General features: G+C 45.7%; 18 protein-coding genes. 5 read left to right on the plus strand and 13 right to left on the minus strand.

The genetic code is table 11. From position 1 onward, the window contains the following. Nucleotides 1-15: 15 nt before the first annotated feature. The 8 genes from P3X63_RS14735 to P3X63_RS14770 all read right to left on the minus strand — a co-directional run bounded on the left by P3X63_RS14735 (nucleotide 16) and on the right by P3X63_RS14770 (nucleotide 8060). A complete protein-coding gene (locus P3X63_RS14735; protein ID WP_026588019.1) occupies nucleotides 16-504 on the minus strand; it encodes a PTS sugar transporter subunit IIB in 489 nt (162 codons plus the stop codon). Continuing rightward, the gene (locus tag P3X63_RS14740) at nucleotides 501-941 is read right to left on the minus strand and encodes a mannose/fructose/sorbose PTS transporter subunit IIA (RefSeq protein WP_077736352.1); all 441 of its coding nucleotides are present in this window, start codon (nucleotides 939-941) and stop codon (nucleotides 501-503) included. Before P3X63_RS14740 ends, P3X63_RS14735 begins: the two co-directional genes overlap by 4 nt. Before the next feature lie 207 nt (nucleotides 942-1148). After that, complete coding sequence (locus tag P3X63_RS14745) at nucleotides 1149-3950, minus strand: sigma-54-dependent transcriptional regulator (protein WP_026588021.1); 2802 nt, start codon at nucleotides 3948-3950, stop codon at nucleotides 1149-1151. 376 nt (nucleotides 3951-4326) lie between these two features. Then, nucleotides 4327-4740 carry a YjdF family protein gene (locus P3X63_RS14750; RefSeq protein ID WP_026588022.1) on the minus strand — a complete coding sequence of 138 codons (414 nt, stop codon included), beginning with the start codon at nucleotides 4738-4740 and terminating at the stop codon, nucleotides 4327-4329. 196 nt (nucleotides 4741-4936) lie between these two features. Next, nucleotides 4937-5431 (minus strand): hypothetical protein, encoded by a 495-nt coding sequence (locus P3X63_RS14755; protein WP_051290392.1) that lies wholly within the window; start codon nucleotides 5429-5431, stop codon nucleotides 4937-4939. Nucleotides 5432-5524: 93 nt separating this feature from the next. Then, nucleotides 5525-6364: a helix-turn-helix transcriptional regulator gene (locus P3X63_RS14760; RefSeq protein ID WP_026588024.1), complete on the minus strand. Its 840-nt coding sequence runs from the start codon at nucleotides 6362-6364 to the stop codon at nucleotides 5525-5527. Nucleotides 6365-6448: 84 nt separating this feature from the next. Continuing rightward, nucleotides 6449-6859 carry a carboxymuconolactone decarboxylase family protein gene (locus tag P3X63_RS14765; protein ID WP_035428218.1) on the minus strand — a complete coding sequence of 137 codons (411 nt, stop codon included), beginning with the start codon at nucleotides 6857-6859 and terminating at the stop codon, nucleotides 6449-6451. After that, a complete protein-coding gene (locus P3X63_RS14770; RefSeq protein WP_277691229.1) occupies nucleotides 6837-8060 on the minus strand; it encodes an MFS transporter in 1224 nt (407 codons plus the stop codon). The genes P3X63_RS14765 and P3X63_RS14770 overlap by 23 nt, the downstream gene beginning before the upstream one ends. A gap of 163 nt (nucleotides 8061-8223) precedes the next feature. Between P3X63_RS14770 and P3X63_RS14775 the strand changes: the two genes are divergently transcribed. The 3 genes from P3X63_RS14775 (at nucleotide 8224) to P3X63_RS14785 (ending at nucleotide 9720) form a co-directional block, all read left to right on the plus strand. Further along, nucleotides 8224-8505 (plus strand): YrhK family protein, encoded by a 282-nt coding sequence (locus tag P3X63_RS14775; RefSeq protein WP_026588026.1) that lies wholly within the window; start codon nucleotides 8224-8226, stop codon nucleotides 8503-8505. A gap of 70 nt (nucleotides 8506-8575) precedes the next feature. Next, on the plus strand, nucleotides 8576-8830 hold the full coding sequence (locus P3X63_RS14780; RefSeq protein ID WP_026588027.1) for a YciI family protein: 255 nt from the start codon (nucleotides 8576-8578) through the stop codon (nucleotides 8828-8830). Nucleotides 8831-9378: 548 nt separating this feature from the next. Further along, complete coding sequence (locus tag P3X63_RS14785) at nucleotides 9379-9720, plus strand: DUF4064 domain-containing protein (RefSeq protein ID WP_026588029.1); 342 nt, start codon at nucleotides 9379-9381, stop codon at nucleotides 9718-9720. 47 nt (nucleotides 9721-9767) lie between these two features. Here the strand turns inward: P3X63_RS14785 and catA are convergent, their stop codons facing one another. Next, the gene (gene catA / locus P3X63_RS14790) at nucleotides 9768-10421 is read right to left on the minus strand and encodes a type A chloramphenicol O-acetyltransferase (protein ID WP_026588030.1); all 654 of its coding nucleotides are present in this window, start codon (nucleotides 10419-10421) and stop codon (nucleotides 9768-9770) included. Nucleotides 10422-10659: 238 nt separating this feature from the next. Between catA and P3X63_RS14795 the strand changes: the two genes are divergently transcribed. Continuing rightward, a complete protein-coding gene (locus P3X63_RS14795; RefSeq protein ID WP_026588031.1) occupies nucleotides 10660-11223 on the plus strand; it encodes a bifunctional transcriptional activator/DNA repair enzyme AdaA in 564 nt (187 codons plus the stop codon). A 3-nt stretch (nucleotides 11224-11226) separates the two neighbouring features. Then, entirely contained in the window at nucleotides 11227-11754 is a 528-nt protein-coding gene (locus P3X63_RS14800; RefSeq protein ID WP_077736349.1) for a methylated-DNA--[protein]-cysteine S-methyltransferase, read from the plus strand. A gap of 20 nt (nucleotides 11755-11774) precedes the next feature. Here the strand turns inward: P3X63_RS14800 and kdpDN are convergent, their stop codons facing one another. From kdpDN to kdpA, 4 genes are all read right to left on the minus strand, one after another. Further along, nucleotides 11775-12932, minus strand: coding sequence for a KdpD-like non-kinase potassium sensor (gene kdpDN, locus P3X63_RS14805; protein WP_026588033.1), 1158 nt, complete (start codon nucleotides 12930-12932; stop codon nucleotides 11775-11777). A gap of 64 nt (nucleotides 12933-12996) precedes the next feature. Continuing rightward, entirely contained in the window at nucleotides 12997-13569 is a 573-nt protein-coding gene (gene kdpC / locus P3X63_RS14810) for a potassium-transporting ATPase subunit KdpC (protein ID WP_277691235.1), read from the minus strand. A 9-nt stretch (nucleotides 13570-13578) separates the two neighbouring features. Further along, on the minus strand, nucleotides 13579-15633 hold the full coding sequence (gene kdpB, locus P3X63_RS14815) for a potassium-transporting ATPase subunit KdpB (protein ID WP_026588035.1): 2055 nt from the start codon (nucleotides 15631-15633) through the stop codon (nucleotides 13579-13581). Between the two features lie 19 nt (nucleotides 15634-15652). Beyond that, on the minus strand, nucleotides 15653-17320 hold the full coding sequence (kdpA, locus tag P3X63_RS14820) for a potassium-transporting ATPase subunit KdpA (RefSeq protein ID WP_026588036.1): 1668 nt from the start codon (nucleotides 17318-17320) through the stop codon (nucleotides 15653-15655). Nucleotides 17321-17331: the final 11 nt, after the last annotated feature.

Below are 17331 nucleotides of genomic sequence, written 5' to 3' on the forward strand. Positions count from 1 at the left end.
TGTTTCATCCTCCTTTTATTTTGCGGCGTTTCTTAAAAGCTGCATAAAATCTTCACTGTTATCGGAAGGAAGCTGCCGCAGCTCCAGTTTCACACCCATTTCATGCAGTGCTTCAAACGCCTCGATATCTTTTTCTGTAACACTGACCGATTTTGTTATTTGCCTGCGGTTATTCTCAAAGCGCATGCCGCCGACATTGACTGTCTCGATTGGTACACCTGCTTCAACGAGGGACACGATATCACCCGGTTTTTCAAATAAAAGCATCGCTGTTGTATCCTGATAGCGCGGACTGTGAAACGCTTTGGCCATCTTCGAAATCGAGACGGCGCTCGCTTTTACATTAGAAGGCGCCACAGAAAGGATCAGCGTTTTTCTCATTTCATCAGCCGCAATCTCATCTGAGACGATGATGATGCGGTCGGCGGCATGAATTTTAATCCACCTTGTTAGCACCTGGCCGTGAATGAAGCGGTCGTCAATTCTTGCAAGTACAATCTTCATAATAATTCATCCTCTCTTTCTTGATGGGAGATTTTTACTTTTTCTAAATGTTCACTGCACACTTGAAAGGTTTCTTGACTCATCTTTTTCAAATTGCCGAGCAGCTCTTTCAGCGGCATATGTCCTCTCAAGCTTAAGGCTTCCAACAGAATCGGCAGGTTGACGCCGGCGGCCATATCGATTCTTCGGTCGCTGACGATGTAAGGGGTGGCCGCGTTATATGGCGTCCCTCCAAAAATATCCACCAAAAACAGAACTTCATGTTCCTCGGGAATGCCCTTCAGCGTCTCTTTATATTTTTCTTGCAATGTTTGGATGCCTTCACCTTTCAAAAACGGCACCGCCATGAGGTTGTCTTCTTCACCGAATATCATGCCTGAAGACTCTTTTAATGCTGTGGGAAAATGTCCATGTCCACTGATAATGACTGAAATCATGATGTTTGCTCCTTTCCTTTTTTCGTTCGCTTATTATTCATGCAAGTATCGTGCCAAGGTAGGAGTATCAGCATTTTTTATTGAATCTTAAGTCGGTGATTTTTTCGGTATGAAACACATTTCAAATAAAAAATAAACCTGTATTAAAATGGGGGTCCATTTAATACAGGTTTATAGAAAAAAGGCGGATTTAAAACAGCCTGCATTTCATGAAGACTGCAATTCTTCGGCAAAAATCGAGGCGATAAACAGTTTTTCATCACGGCTGATGTTGAGTCCGAGCTTTTCTTCGTAAGGTATTAATGTCTGCTCCGTCACGCGGTAGACCCGTTCCAGCTGATCGGTTATCTCTTCTTCGTCCGCAAAAGCGATCGGGTTCTGTTTGATCACCCTTTCAAAAGCAAATGCGGTGTGTACGATGACTTTGATCATCACTGAGTTGTTTAAGATGATGCCCAATTCGTCCTGGATTGTTTGCAGCCACTCCAATAAAATCTCTGTAATATGGTACGGGTTCAAAAAGACCAGATACTTTTTCAAACTATCTTCGCAAAGCTCCCGCACAACGATATTCGGGCTGGTTAGTCCGACGTTTGCCGGTGCATGACCTTTTGTGATCGCCTGCTGAAGAATTTTTTCGCCTTCTCCTTCAATTAATACTTCCAAAGATACATGGGGAGCGTCGATTTTCGGGTTTTTCGTTCCGACTGTGGCAACGATCTCATATTCTTGTTCGATTTTTTTGATGCTGTTTGCCAATTTCATGGATGAAACGGTCAGGATTTTAATCGGATCATCAGATGCTTTGTTGACGATCGTTGTTAAAATCTCTTCCAGCTTTTTGGCCGTTCCGCTGCCTGTCGTGCAAATCGAGACCAGCGCCTTCCTTTTGCCGGATGCCGCAGGCTGCTGGTCCCATAATTCGATAAAGTCCTTTTTAACCGAATCATAGATCGCATGAAGGTTTAGATTCAGATAGTTCACCTTTCGAACCGCATCCAGCACCATTGCTGTGGTAACATTGCTGATCGTTTTGATTTTGACGCCGGTTTTTTCTTCGAGCCTGCTTCCCAGCATTGCAAGCGATCCCATGTCGACGAGCATTAAAACGCCCTCTCCTTCGTCCACTTCCTCAACCTTTACCGCCAGGCATTCGATGATTTCCGCCGGTGATACAGTAAGGGGCATATCCACGGCTACAATCGGGGTGCTGCCCAACAGTTCAGTTGCCACCTCCACCAGGGAACTTGCCATGCTGTTTCCGTGTGCAGCCACGACAATCCCCACCCTTTTCGTTTCCTCCAATGATTTGATCGAATGAATGAGCATCGTTAAATAGATGACTTCGATTTCCGGAATGACGACTCTAAAATATTCTTCAATCTTATCTTTGAAAATCAGGGCGACCTGATATTCTTTCACATGGGTGTCACGGATTTCGTCCGTCTCCTGTGTATTCAAGACATCAATTTGCTTTCCGCGCTTTAAAAATGAGTCGATATGCATGCTTAAAAAGTAGATGAATTTACGGTCAAATTTGCAATTCAGCTCATGTTCGGCAACTTCTTTTAATGCTTTCGTAATGTGAAGCACATCGTCTTCCACAAATTTCAGCAGGCTGTAGTTTTGAAATGTTCGTTGATGGAAAAAGCTGCGGACATGCAAATGGATATCAGTTAAAATGTATTGATTAATCTCCTTTTTTGATAAACCTTCCTGATTTAAGATTTTGACTTTTTCCTCTATCAAATGATACAGATTAAAGGAAAGATCGTCTTCGATCTTGGTTGTTTCATCCTCGACAATCGGCGAAATGATCGTGGTAATATTGACATATTCAGAAATCATTTTGCTTCTTTCAATATTTTTGCTGCTGGAAATCCAGTCTTGCTTGATGTCCTCCGGAAGGTCGCGGACGGTCAGTTCCACAACATCTTCCCGGTCCAGGTGGTTTAAAAACCCGTGTGCACAAACAAGCTGTACATTCGATTTCAGCTGTCCCACATTTCCGAATTTCGCCGAATGAATCAGCGCGTTGTACACATCAATGTGGACGCTTAAATTTTTCTTGATCCGCTCTGCTTCTTTCCCCAACAAAAACGTCGTCAGCTCGACTCTTTCCTGCAATGATCGTTCATCAAGCGAGGGAATATGTATCGTCATCGGAATTCTTCGCAGAAATGTTTTTAATAGAGCAGAGCTCGGGTTTTCTGTCGTCGCGCATATGAACAATACCTTTGCTGTCCGTTTATGTTCCGTCTCCCCAAGCCTGTTATATGTTCCGCTGTCAATAAAATAAAACAGCATTTCCTGTCCTTCCGGGGGAAGGCGGTGGATCTCATCCATAAACAGAATGCCGCCGTCGGCCTGTTCGACCAAACCGACTTTATCGTCGCCGGCGCCGGTAAAGCTCCCTTTTTTATGTCCAAACAATTGCGAAAGCAGCAATTGCGGATTGTTATAGTAGTCTGCACAGTTAAATGTAATAAACGGAGCGCCCGGCTTCAATATGTCGGAATAAATGGCGAACTGGTAAATCCGGTTGGCAAAAAGCGATTTGCCCGAACCCGTCGGTCCTAAAAGGAGCATATGGAGGCCGTGCGGAGGATAAAAGACAGCGGCTTTCGCTTGCGAGATCGCTTTTTTTAAGCTGCCTTTCGCCCCGATCATAAGTTCCAGCGGATTCGTGGAAATATCCCGGCGGGGCTTTTTCGAATGGCCGGCATACTGCTTCAGTTCCTCGACTTCCATCACGTCTTTATTCCATTTACGTCCGAACGTTTTTTCCACCGTTTCAACAGGGACATAACGAACAGGGAATGTTTTAACTTTGATGACCTTTTTCGAGCGTACAAGGTTGTTCAATTCAAAGCTAACATTGGAGCGCTCCATTTTCAGCTGTTCAGCGATTTCTTTTGCAGAATATCCTTGCACCTTTAAAAGGTGATCCAAGGTTGTTTCATGAAAATTTTGCATAAGCTGCTGATACACTTTATCGATTCTTTTCATGTCTATCATCCTTTGTCCTTTTTGGATATTGTCCGTTGCCGTTTGCTAGTTTTTTAGAAAATTCCGAATACGAATCCTGAGTGTTAGCCGGACGTTTGAACGCATCAAGCGTTTCATCTCATATTAAAAAGGATTCTAGATATTCCATATGCGATATTGGTCATAGATACCCCCTTCCAAAGTACTGTTTGTCAATAGTTTACCATTCTCTGAAACGATCATATATATCGATGATGATATTTTTCTTGCAAATGACAAGAGCGGAAGGTAAGGAATATTGATGCCTATTCAGATGAGTAGGATGCGGGGGAACGATTTCAAATCAAACGGCCCTCATCTGATGAGGGCCGTTTTAACCTTTGGCGGGAACATTCGCTTACTTGCCTCTATGCTTCGCTTTTGCCTTTTGCTTTTTCAAGCGGTATTTTTGCATGTTTTCCTGTTCCCGGCGGTGTTTATTCAAGCGTTTTTTCTTTTCTTTTTTGGCTTGCTGTTCCTGTTTGATGGCTTCTTGAGCTTTAGTGGATATCCGGGCATGCTTCATTTCTTTGGCCACTTGGCGCTGAAGCCTTTTCGGATTGATTTTCCTTTCGGGTTCAGCTTGTATCCGAATCCCTTCCTGTTCAGCATCTGCAATGATCCGCATAAGCTGATGGTTGACAAACTCGAGCACTTCCTTATCTTTCGGCTCCTGGCCAAACATATGGCGAAATGCCCTTAATTTGCCTTCCCGTACAACTTCAATAATCCCGACGTAAAACTGGCCATCATGGTAAATCGTTAATTTCATCACGATTCCCTCCTCTATTAAAACTTACGAAGAATGATGGACATCCCGAGGAGGGGAAGGTTACTGACATCATCAAGATGCATCTGGACTACCAACCGGATCGTGTTTTTTCATTCTTCTAGATCAATGTAGCAGACTTTTCAATTCAATGGAAGGGTGTTCCGTTTATTTTCTATGACCTTTTATGTCGCCCCCATCAGTTGCGGGCATTCGATGTGAATGTAAATGTCTCCTTTAACATTCTTCCTTCAGTTCCTTTTTCCGTCCATAGGATATCGACTTCTAATTCCGATGCTTTTTCGGCTACTAAAATATTGCTGTAGCTGACAGGCGTTCCATTATTCAAACTTTTGGCCAACAAAGCTTCCTCCTTGTGATCACGACGTTCGTCACGCTTGCCGAAAAGAGAATACTTCGTTTCGGAGTGCGGATCATTTCTAAAAAGATGAATTTCCGCTGAAGCTATATCGCGGCCGATTTTTTGAACCTTGACCGAATATGTTTGATATTTTCCTTGTTCAGCTTTTGCCAGGTTCTTTCCTTCTTTCGCTTTGCCGATTTCAACCGTCCATTGGTCTGTCTTCTGCTTGACCGGCAATTGCTGAATATTGAGCGCGTTTGCTGCCGAAATTGGCGAAAGCGCGCTTGCAATACAAAATGCACCAATGGTAAACAACAGTTTTTTCATCATAAACCTCCTCATGACGTTTTTAATATGTTGGCCCTCCCCCGTATGGATGATGCATTTGTTCATGAAAAAAGGAAGCGGATTGATCCGCTCCCTTTACGATTTAGACAATAACATTCTCAGTTTTGAAATCGTGTTTTCTTTTTCCAACGGTCTATACACCGTGAGCTTTAAATCAGGCGCATCGTATAATTGCAGAGTGACATGCTCCATAAACATCGTGCCGGCCGAAGGGTGATTAATTTCTTTTTCACCGGCGGGCGTGCCGAGGATGTCATGATGATTCCACCAGCTGCGAAATTCAGCGCTTTTTTGCGACAACTCATCGATCAACTCGTTGATCCATTCTTCTCCAATGAAGCGGGAAGCTGTGAATCGAAATTGCGCCAGCAGTCTTTTCGCATGGCTTTCCCAATCAGCCAGAAGTTTTTGATAGTCCTTGGAACAAAAACAGCGCCAAATCGCATTTTTTTCTTTATGACTCATCCGTTTAAAATCGCCGAACACCAAACACGCCGCTTCATTCCAGGCAATCACGTCCCACTTTTCATCTGTGACGTAGACGGGACAATCTTTTAAATGCTCAATCAGATGCTGAACGGCCGGGTTCAAGTGTTGTTTGGTGCTTTGCAGTTCATAGAGCGGGATTTGCTGTCCAGCCAACAGAAAGACATGCTTTTTTTCCTCATAGTTTAATTTGAGAACTCTCGAAATGCTTTCCAGCACCTGTGTCGATACTTGGATATCCCTCCCCTGCTCAAGCCACGTATACCAGGTCACCCCAATGCCGGCAAGCTGGGCCAGTTCTTCTCTTCTCAGACCTTTCGTTCTTCTTCTCTGTCCGAGCGGCATCCCGTATTCTTCGGGGGATACTGTTGACCTTTTTAATTTCAAAAAATCGCCCAACTCTTTTCTTTTCTCTTTCATTCCATCCAAAATACTCACTCCTCCTGCGTGGCGAACATCTTCTATTTAAGATTCTACATGAAAAAGGAGCGGAATGAAGATAAAACCTGCTATTTATTGTGATGAGTGGGATTCTTCTGGATCCCCGTTTCGCTCGGCAAACACTTCTGAGGCGACCGTTAATATTGTGTTAAGGCCGTTTGGAAAACCTGAATAAATGATCATCTGCATCATCACTTCGATGATCTCTTCCTTTGTCCATCCGGCATTTAGCGCACCATTGATATAAAACGGCAGCTGCTCTGTGTTTCCAAGCGCGGTTAGACCCGCTACTGACGCCAGCAGCCTGGACTTCAATTCAAGGCCCGGTCTTGAAAAGATCTGGCCGTAGTTAAACTCCACGGCCAACTTTCCAAGATCAGGGGCAATCGATTCTTTGAAACTGTTTACAATTTCTTCGTAATGGTCTTGATCAATTTGTTCTAATACTTTAAGTCCTTTTTTATAATTGTCGCACATTTGCATGATCTATTCTCTCCTCGCATTGAATTTTTTGGGCAGGCTTGTCGGAAATCAACAGTGATGTGAAGGCGATACCGGTCATCAGTATTCCGAGCGCACAAACACCTGGCCAATTGAAGCTGCTCCAGGTCAAAACGCCCAGGAATGAACCCAAGGCGCCGCCGAGGAAAACCATAACCATCAACATACCGTTGAGACGGCTTCTCATCTCACCGGACAATTGAAAGATCATAGCCTGGCTTACAACCTGATTGGCTTGCGTGCCCATGGTGACAAAGAGCGCTCCTATAATGACGGCTATTAAAGATATTTTCCCTAAAAAAAGGAGGATAAAAGCAAATAATGATAATGACATGCACAGCACATTTGCAAAAACGTGCCCCCTCTTGTCAATAATTCGCCCGATCACAGGAGCAGCAAAGGCGCCTCCGATTCCGACAAGCCCAATCATTCCTGCGCCCTGGCTTCCATAGGTATAAGGTGGATCATTCAGCAGAAAAACAAGCGTCGTCCAAAACAAACTAAAAGCGCCAAACATAAGACCTTGGCTCAAACAGGCTTTTCTCAGAGTTTTTTCCTGCAGGAGCAAAGGCCCCAGAGATGCCAAAAGTTTTCTATAGTGAACGGTGTTTGCAACCTTGCTTTTCGGCAAAAACAAACGAATCAGCACCATGATCATGACTGATGCCGCACACGTGATCCAATACACCGACCTCCAGCCGTACTGCGAATCAATGATGCCGCTAAAAAGCCTTGCTCCCAAAATTCCGCACACCAGGCCGATTGCAACATTGCCGATCACTTTTCCTCTCTCCGTCTCACGGGCAAGGTCTGCTGCAAAAGGAACGATCAATTGCGGGATGATCGTAAAAAACCCCAGCAGAAGCTGTGCTGTCACAAGCCAGAAAAAATTCACGGCAATCGCTGAACTGGCAGAACAGAGACAGACAAGTAACAACAGATTTAAAATCAGCCGGCGCCTTTCAAACATATCGCCAAGAGGAACCAGCATTAAATTTCCCAATGCGTAGCCTGCCTGGGTGATTGTCGCGATCATGCCCGTCTCGGCGGCTGTTGTGTGAAACGTATGCGCCATGCTGACCAGAAGCGTTTGATTTAAATAGATATTTGCCACAGTAAATCCTGAAATCACCGCCATTAGGAGAATCAACCCTGTCGAGACCCCAGAATTCAGCTTTTCCATTTTGTCACCCCCTTACGCTATGCATTATAAGTGACTTCGAACATAGGAAAATAGCAGTGTATTGATCATAGTATCAGGAGTACCATGACTAAGAGCACCTGCTCTTCACGTTTTACTTTTACTTCCTCAAGGGTAAGAAAAAAGAGATGGGGGGAATGGAACAATGTCAAAAGAAGCAAACGAGATGCAGCAGCATATGGACCGATATGAATTGTTTTTCAAAAAAAGATATAAGGTGCTCCATACAGTAAACGACTTTCTCATCGGTCTTTTATTTTTTGTCGGGAGCTTCTTCTTTTTTTCGGCCACGTTGAAGCCCGCGGGAATCTGGCTGTTTGTCATCGGAAGTTTTCAGCTGATGACAAGACCTGCGATTCGCTTCATACACGATGTTCATTACAGAAGATATCTTGAACGCCGGTTGATGCGGACGAATTCAGATTAGGCGAACCTTTTATATGAATCTTTTATTTGTGCTAAAATAAAGTCATCTTTTGACAGAAAGGAGTGCTACGATGAAAAAATATCTACTTATGACAACCAGAACCGAGAACTTTAACGATCAATATGTGCCGGCCCATTATGAATTTTTGGACAGGCTGAAAGCCGAGAACCGCCTGGACATGTTCGGCCCTTTCAGCGATGCATCCGGAGGTGCGTATCTCATCAGGGCAAAGTCTCTCAAAGAAGCAACAGAAATCGGACATTCCGATCCGATTGTTGAAAGCGGCTCTTCCACACTGGTGATCAAAGAATGGCAGATCAAATAAAAGCTTCATATGCAATATAAACCTTCCCTGCGCGGGAGGTTTTTTTATGAACATACTCCGTCCGAAAATATAAAGAAACGGCCTTTTCGACCGATACTTATTTTGACTCCAAAAAAACCTATTGAAAAATTGGGTATTTTAACCTATGATAATAGGAGTGTTCGTACTGAGAACAGGAGGTGGATATTCGAACAGATCAAAAGCCCGCTTATTTCAGCTGTATGGAGCGATTGAAAGAGGATCATTCCAAAAAGAACGTTGCCGGCAGGATGAGGCCTAAAAAACAAGGTTCATTTTGGGGTGCAGAAAATCTTCATGGGCAACAATCTTAAACTTTTATTCTTTCACAGCAATTGGAATATGCAATGATTAAAACATTTATTTTTATTGCCGCTGTTCATAGAGGAAGTTTACGGTTGCTTGAAGCTTCGTTGCTGGAAGGGCAGATCATAAACAATGATGCAAGCATTTGACGGGTGACGGCAGCGATTTTGGACAAAGAAGCCTGTGCCAGTAACGGTACCGGCAAAAAAAAGGAGTTTTTACATATGAAAAGAACGACAGAATTTGTACTAGGTCTAATTGGCGGTATTTTCGGTTTTATCGGCGCTTTTATTGCATTGATGATCGGCGGCATCGACGCTGCATTCAGCTCATCCGGCACAAGTCAAATCGTTGGACTTGGATGGGGAGCGGTCTTCTTTTCCATTCTCGGTATTGTTGGATCAGTCATAGTGAGGAATAAAGCAAAACTTGGCGGAATCATGCTTTTAATTTCTGCAATCGGCGGATTTATTTGTATTTTCATGTTCTACATTTTATCGGGCGTTCTGCTTTTCATCGCCGGTATCATGGGATTGGTCAGAAAAGAGAAAACAATAGCTGCATAACGTATCAAAAAGAGGCCGGGTGTGTATCCGGCCTCTTTTCATTCCATTCACTTTTTCAGCCATTCCTCGCCGGAGTCAGCCAACCTCTGTAATTCATTCATAAAAACACCCGCATGCCAGCCGTCACACACCGCATGGTGAACCTGCAGGGAAACCGGCAGCAGCGTCTCTGTTCCATTCGAAAAGAATTTCCCGTTTGTGATGATCGGCAGCAAATGTCCGCTGTTTGCAAGGTTCAAATTGAAGCTTGTAAAGCTTACCCATGGAATAGAGGAGATCGAAAACGCGTTGGCCGGGATATTTTCCTTAGCCCACAGTCCTTTGTTGTTTCCAAAGCGAAGCATGTCTTTCAGATGGTTATGATAAAACCGCGAAAAATCAATATCATACTCCGTCCATACGGCGGAAAAGGTTTGTTCTTTATGATGAAAAACCGTATAGCAGGGATTCATCTGCTCCCATACCCCGAGCTCACCCTTCTCATTGTAGCCCGTTCTGAATTCTGGATAGGCTTGAACAACCCTTGAAACCATGTAAATAAACGCGGGATAAAGCTTGATGTTCTGTTCTTTCAGCACCTCCAGCATTGCACTGATATTCAGGTTTGCCGTCAGGCTGAAAGAGCATTTCCCTTCTGACATGAAGTGTTCAAAATAAGGTTTTCGATGCCAATGCTCCAGGTCTATTCTTTTAAAATTCATGCTTGATCCTCCTAAAATAATAGAATATTTATTTTAGGAGGCGAACTTCTCTGATTTCTTCATCAGTCTCACCCCATGGGTCTTTTATCCAAGTGTAGTCCTTTAAAGATTCAGAATCAAGTGCGGTCAGCCGCTTTCTGAGCACATGATTTTTTTCTTTGTCATCTTGCGCTCCCATTCTTTACACGAACACATACACCCTTTTTCAGGTTATACTGACATACAGCGGGGTGATCATATGAACAGTAAATCGGAATTGACGCCTGAACGGTGGCGGGCGATTGTCGAAAACGACCGGTCTTATGACGGCGCTTTTCTTTATGCGGTAAAAACAACGGGAATCTTTTGCCGTCCCTCCTGTAAATCAAGGGCTCCCCAAATTGAAAATGTCCGTATATTCCAAAATGCAGAGCAAGCTCTAGCAGCGGGCTTTCGTCCGTGCAAGCGCTGCCGGCCGGACGGTGCGCTGCTTCCCGATGAAGAGCTTGCAGAACAAGTCGCACACATCATCGCCACACATTACCGTGAACCCTTGACGCTCAAAGCACTAGCCGACATAAGCCATGTCAGCCCTTTTCACCTGCAGCGGATATTCAAACGGATCAAGGGTGTTTCTCCGGTAGACTATATCCGGCAAAAAAGAATCTCTGAAGCGGGCAAGCTGCTCGCCTCTTCAAATCAACCGATGGCGGAAATTGCCGCGGCGATCGGCATCGCAAATGCGGATTATTTTGCCGTCCTCTTTAAAAAAATCAAAGGACAAACGCCGACAGAGTACCGGCAGATGAAGCGGAGGAAGTAGCCAATGATTGAAAAAATCTTGCAGTGGAGTCAGTTTGAATGGGGCAGCTGGACTCTCACAATCGCGGCATCAGCAAAAGGGCTTTGCTATACAGACTTCGATCAGAAGGGCTCACGGAAGCTGGCCGACTGGGCCAGTAAAAGGTTTCCGGACCTTGCTGTCGTCCGCGATGATGAAAAGCTTCAGCCATACACGGATGAATTGACGGCTTATTTTAGCGGGCGGTGCAGGCATTTCAGCATGCCCGTTGCTCTCACCGGCACGCCTTTTCAGCTCTCGGTCTGGCACGCTTTGCGCATGATTCCTTATGGAGAAACACGCACATATTCGGAAATCGGCGTTGTGATCCAAAGGCCGGACGCTGTTCGGGCCGTTGGCGCCGCGATCGGCGCCAATCCGCTTTTAATCGTCATCCCCTGCCATCGTGTCATCGGAAAAAACGGCAAGTTGACAGGCTACCGGGGCGGTCTGGAGATGAAACAGCACTTGCTCAGGCTTGAAGGCCGACAGAGCGGAGATTTGGGAGACTAAGGCGCTGTTTGCTGTCAAATCTAAACTTTTTCATCTGAGACGATATGAATGTCGATACCGTCCGTATGCCGCATGATGCTGTTGACAATGGAACCTTTCGTGATTTCCTCCCATCTTGAGCGAGCGGACTGCCCCAGCACAATCTGGGTGATGCTTTTTTTCTTCGCGATCTCGGTAATCGTTTCTGACACATAGCGTTTGCCGGAAGGTTTAAATATAAAAATAAACTCGGCGCCAAATTGGGCACAGAGGCATTCCCATTGACTGATTTTGTCGCGTTCGTGTTTTCCCAGCCGCTCTTTTGACTGGGGGGAAACCGTCAGCACAAACAGATTGGCTTTCAGCCTGCTCGCAATTCTCCAGCCGCGGCGAATCAGTTTTTCGGCATTTTTTCCGTGCTGCACGCAGACGAGTATTTTTTCATTTGTTCCCCTTGGCCGCCGGCTCCCATTGAAACCGGTCCGCTCCATCCGGTCATCCACATCATCTGCCACTTCGCGCAAAGCGAGTTCTCTGAGCGCCGCTAAATTATTTTTGGTGAAAAAGTGGGATAAAGCCTGTTTTATTTTATGTTTTTCATAAATTTTTCCTTCCCGCAGCCGTTTTTGCAATGTTTCAGGGGTGACATCGATCAGGATAATTTCATGAGCCCTATCCAAGACGCGGTCAGGAATCCGTTCCCTTACTTTTACACCCGTCACATGCTGAACAATATCATGAACGCTCTCTACATGCTGAATATTGACCGCAGAGAGAACGTTGATCCCTTCTTTCAAAATATCTTCTGCGTCCATATAGCGTTTTTCATTCTTCGATCCGGGAATGTTTGTATGCGCTAGTTCATCTATGATCACAAGATCGGGCTTACGCTCAATGATCGCGTCGACATCCATTTCTTCGAGCATTTTTCCTTTGTATTCGATTTTCCTCTTTGGAATGATCTCCAAATCATTCATTAAAGCGGCCGTCTCTTTCCTGCCGTGCGTTTCGATTAGACCGATGACCACATCTATGCCCTCACGTTTTAAACCATCGGCCTCCTGCAGCATTCGGTACGTTTTCCCGACGCCGGGAGCCGAACCGATAAAAATCGTCCAATGCCCACTTTTCAGCATTTCAATTTCAGCCAATAGTTCCTCCGGTGTTTTTCTTCTAAAGTCCCGGGGGTTTTTTTGCAATAGTCAGCCCTCCTCGGAATGTCTTCCCCAATGTCTGCAGTATCTAGACATTGAGGAGACATCACTAATTCAGCCTTTCCTTCAAATCAATGTTTAGGAGCAGTACATTCACACGCGGTTCACTGAAGATGGAAGCATTTTTTGTATGTCTATGAACCAATTGTTCAAGATCTCTCTGTGAAACTCCTGTCAGTCTGCTGATTCTTGGAATTTGAACTCGTGCGCCGTCCGGGCTGATATCGGGGTCTAACCCCGATGCAGAATTCGTGATGACATCAACCGGAATCCCTTTGACAGGAACATCGGGATTTTCCTTTTTCCATGATTCAATTGAAGTTTTGATCCGCTTCAACAAAGCTGGATTTGACGATGCCTCATTCGGTGATCCCGACCCTGCCGCATCATAGCCGATGCTTGATTCCCTGCCGTGAAAAAAACGCGGATCTGTAAATGACTGCCCGATTAGCGCCGAGCCGATGATTTCTCCTTTTGGATTATAAACAAGACTTCCGTTTGATTTTTCAGGCATAACCGTCTGGGAAATTCCTGTCATCGCCAAGGGATACGCCAGCCCGCACATGATCATAAGTAGCAAGCTGACCCTGACAACCGCTCCTAATTCTTTCATTATCATCATCTGTCCTCCTTACATGATCTGAATCAACATATCAATCAGCTTAATCCCGATAAACGGAACAATCACACCTCCAAGTCCATAGATCAATAAGTTGCGGGCCAATAAAGCATTTGAGCTCATCGGTTTGTATGCTACTCCCTTTATCGCCAACGGGATGAGAAGCGGAATGATCACCGCGTTAAAAATCAGTGCCGATAAAATGGCCGACAACGGTGAAGCAAGCCCCATAATGTTCAGTGCTTTGATGTCGGGAATGGCCAGCATAAACATCGCCGGAATAATGGCAAAGTATTTGGCAATATCATTTGCAATGCTAAACGTCGTTAAAGCGCCGCGGGTCATGAGCAGCTGCTTTCCAATCGACACCACTTCAATAATCTTCGTCGGATTCGAGTCAAGATCCACCATGTTCGCCGCTTCTTTTGCCGCAGTCGTCCCGCTGTTCATGGCAATCCCTACGTCAGCTTGGGCCAGCGCCGGCGCATCATTTGTCCCATCTCCCGTCATGGCGACTAATTTTCCCTTCAATTGTTCCTCTTTGATGACGTTGATTTTATCTTCCGGTTTGCATTCCGCGATAAAATCATCGACCCCGGCCTCTTTGGCGATGGTTGCAGCGGTAAGCAGATTATCACCCGTACACATCACCGTTTTTATTCCCATTTTGCGAAGCTCTTCAAAACGTTCTCTCATCCCCGGTTTGACGGTGTCCTTCAAATAAATCAAACCGAACATTCGATCATCGGCCGCCACGGCCAGCGGAGTACCGCCTTCTTTTGAAATCTGTTCGCTTTTTTGATCAAGATCCTGCGGAATCGTTCCGCCGTTTTCTTCGACCCACTGTTTCACGGCATCGACGGCACCTTTGCGTATTTTTCTTCCATCCGGAAGATCAGCTCCGCTCATTCTTGTTTCCGCTTTGAAGTCGACGAAATCTCCGCCTTCAACAACAGATGAGTCGTATTGGATTGTCCGTTTTTTGGCGAGTTCGATGACAGAGCGCCCTTCCGGTGTTTCATCATGAACCGAACTGAGAGCTGCATATTCGCCGACAGACTGCAGTGTTTCTTCTCCGACCGGCACAAACTCACTAGCCATCCGGTTCCCAAACGTGATCGTTCCCGTTTTATCGAGAATGATCGTGTTAATATCACCGGCGGCCTCGACAGCTTTCCCCGACATCGCCAGCACGTTAAACCGGGTGACACGATCCATCCCCGCAATCCCGATCGCCGACAAAAGCCCTCCAATCGTCGTCGGGATCAGACAGACAAGCAGTGCAATCAGGATCGCGGGATCAAGTTGAAAACCGAGGTAAGCCGTAAACAACGGAAGTGTCACAACAACAATCAGAAAAATGATGGTCAAGCTCATTAACACGGTGTTCAAGGCAATTTCATTCGGGGTTTTCTGCCTTTCCGCTCCTTCGACCAAGGCAATCATCTGATCCAAAAAGGTTTCACCGGGATCGCTTGTGATTTCGATTGTAATCGAATCGCTGATGACGCGGGTCCCACCCGTGACAGAACTAAAATCGCCACCCGCTTCTTTGATAACCGGGGCGGACTCACCTGTAATGGCCGATTCATCAACGGAGGCGAGACCATCGATCACTTCGCCGTCTCCGGGAATCATTTCACCTTGGGATACAATGACAATATCCCCTTTTCGCAGATCGTCTGATGACACTTTTTCGCTTCTGCCATCCATTACTTTATTGGCCCAGATCCTTTTTTTCGTCTGTTTTAAAGAATCCGCCTGCGCTTTTCCCCTTCCTTCAGCCAATGCTTCAGCGAAGTTGGCGAACAAAACCGTAAAAAGCAAGATCACGGAAACTGCCGGGTTGAACCAAGGAGCCGCCGCGCTTCCGAAATACTGCGGAAAAATGGAAAGCAGAACGGCAATCAAAAAACCAACTTCCACCATAAATATAATCGGATTTTTAACCATACGTCTCGGATCTAATTTTAAAAAAGCATCTTTGATCGCAGCTTTTATGATTGTTTTGTCCATCATACGCTTTGGCTTGCGAACCGAATCTGAAACGATCGGCAAATCGTTCATTGATAAAGCCCCCCTATCATCATGTTAAAAACTCTGCAACCGGCCCCAACACCAACACAGGAAAGAAGGTGAGTGCTCCGACAATCAAAATCGAGGCAACAAAAATGCCGCCAAACAGACTTGTATCCGTCCGGAATGTGCCGGTCGTTTCCGGGACGGCTTGTTTTTTCAACAAAGATCCCGTGACAGCCAGCAATGTGACGATTGAGAAATAACGGCCGATGAACATCACAATCCCGGTTGTTATATTCCAGAATGGTGTGGCATCTCCCAGTCCTTCAAAGCCGGAACCGTTATTCGCGGCTGAGGATGTATACTCATATAAAACCTGGCTGATCCCGTGAAAACCGGGATTTGAGATCGCATCTTGCCCGGCCTGTGTATACATTGCAAGCGCTGACGCCCCTAGAATCAACAGGGGATGAATCAGCAGCGTGACAGCAATGAGCTTCATTTCTTTTCCTTCAATTTTTTTGCCTAAAAACTCAGGTGTTCTCCCCACCATTAAACCGGAGAGAAAAACGGAGACCATCGCATACAAAAGCATGTTCATAAATCCGGCACCAATTCCGCCAAAAACCGTGTTCAGCATCATGTTGAGCAATGCCATAAGCCCTGTGAGAGGCGCCAGCGTATCGTGCATCGTATTGACCGCACCCGTTTCAGTTGCGGTGGTGACCATCGCATAAAAGGCTGAATTCAATGTTCCAAAACGGACTTCTTTTCCCTCCATACTGCCTTCATCATGGCTGATCCCCAGCTCGCTGACAGCGGTGTTTCCTCCCGATTCCGTCATAAAGGCTGCACCGGCGGCGATTAAAAACAAAAGACCGGCCGATACAAAAAGGATCCGTCCCTGTTTTTTGTTCCCTACCATTTTCCCGTAGGTAAACGGCAGTGAAATGGTGATGAGAAGCATCAACAAGATTTGAACCGCATTGCTCCATCCATTTGGATTTTCATATGGATGGGAAGAGTTGACCCCGAAATACCCTCCTCCGTTGTTTCCCAGTTCTTTGATGGATAAAAAAGAAGCGACCGGCCCGCGCAAAATCGTCTGCTCCCCTCCGGTTAGCGTATGGGCTGTGGCGGTCGGGCTGAGCGTCTGAGGTACCCCTAAACCGACAAAAACAAGGGCCGCAACAACGGAGATCGGCAGTAAAATCCGGGTGATAGAGCGAATCAGATCGACAAAGAAATTGCCGAGCGGCTTTCCGGCAAGCCCCCGAATCATCGCCATCGCTGCAGAGAGGGCGGTGGCAGGCGCCGCAAACATTAAAAAGGTAATGGCGATCATTTGCGACAACAGAGAAAGACCGCTTTCACCGCTGTAATGCTGTAAATTCGTATTGGTCATAAAACTGACGGCTGTATTAAAGGCAAGCGTCGGCTCCATACCCGCAACGTTTGTCGGATTGAAAGGCAATACCCCTTGCAGGCGGAAAACGAGATAGACCGTGCAAATCACCACCGTGTTGGTCAAAACAAGGGAGACAGCGTATTTCCTCCATGATTGATTTTCCGTTTTCACACCGCCAATTCGATAAAACAGACGTTCAGCCGGCAGAAAAATACGGTCGATTTGAGACGGAGCGTAATCAAACACTTTAGCTATGTAAAGCCCCATCGGTTTAGCCGCCGACAATGCGATCAGCAGAATGAAACAGATCGACAAAAGCGATGTCATTTTCTTTTACC

The sequence above is a fragment of the Bacillus sp. HSf4 genome (assembly GCF_029537375.1).
Classification (GTDB): Bacteria; Bacillota; Bacilli; order Bacillales; family Bacillaceae; genus Bacillus; species Bacillus sonorensis_A.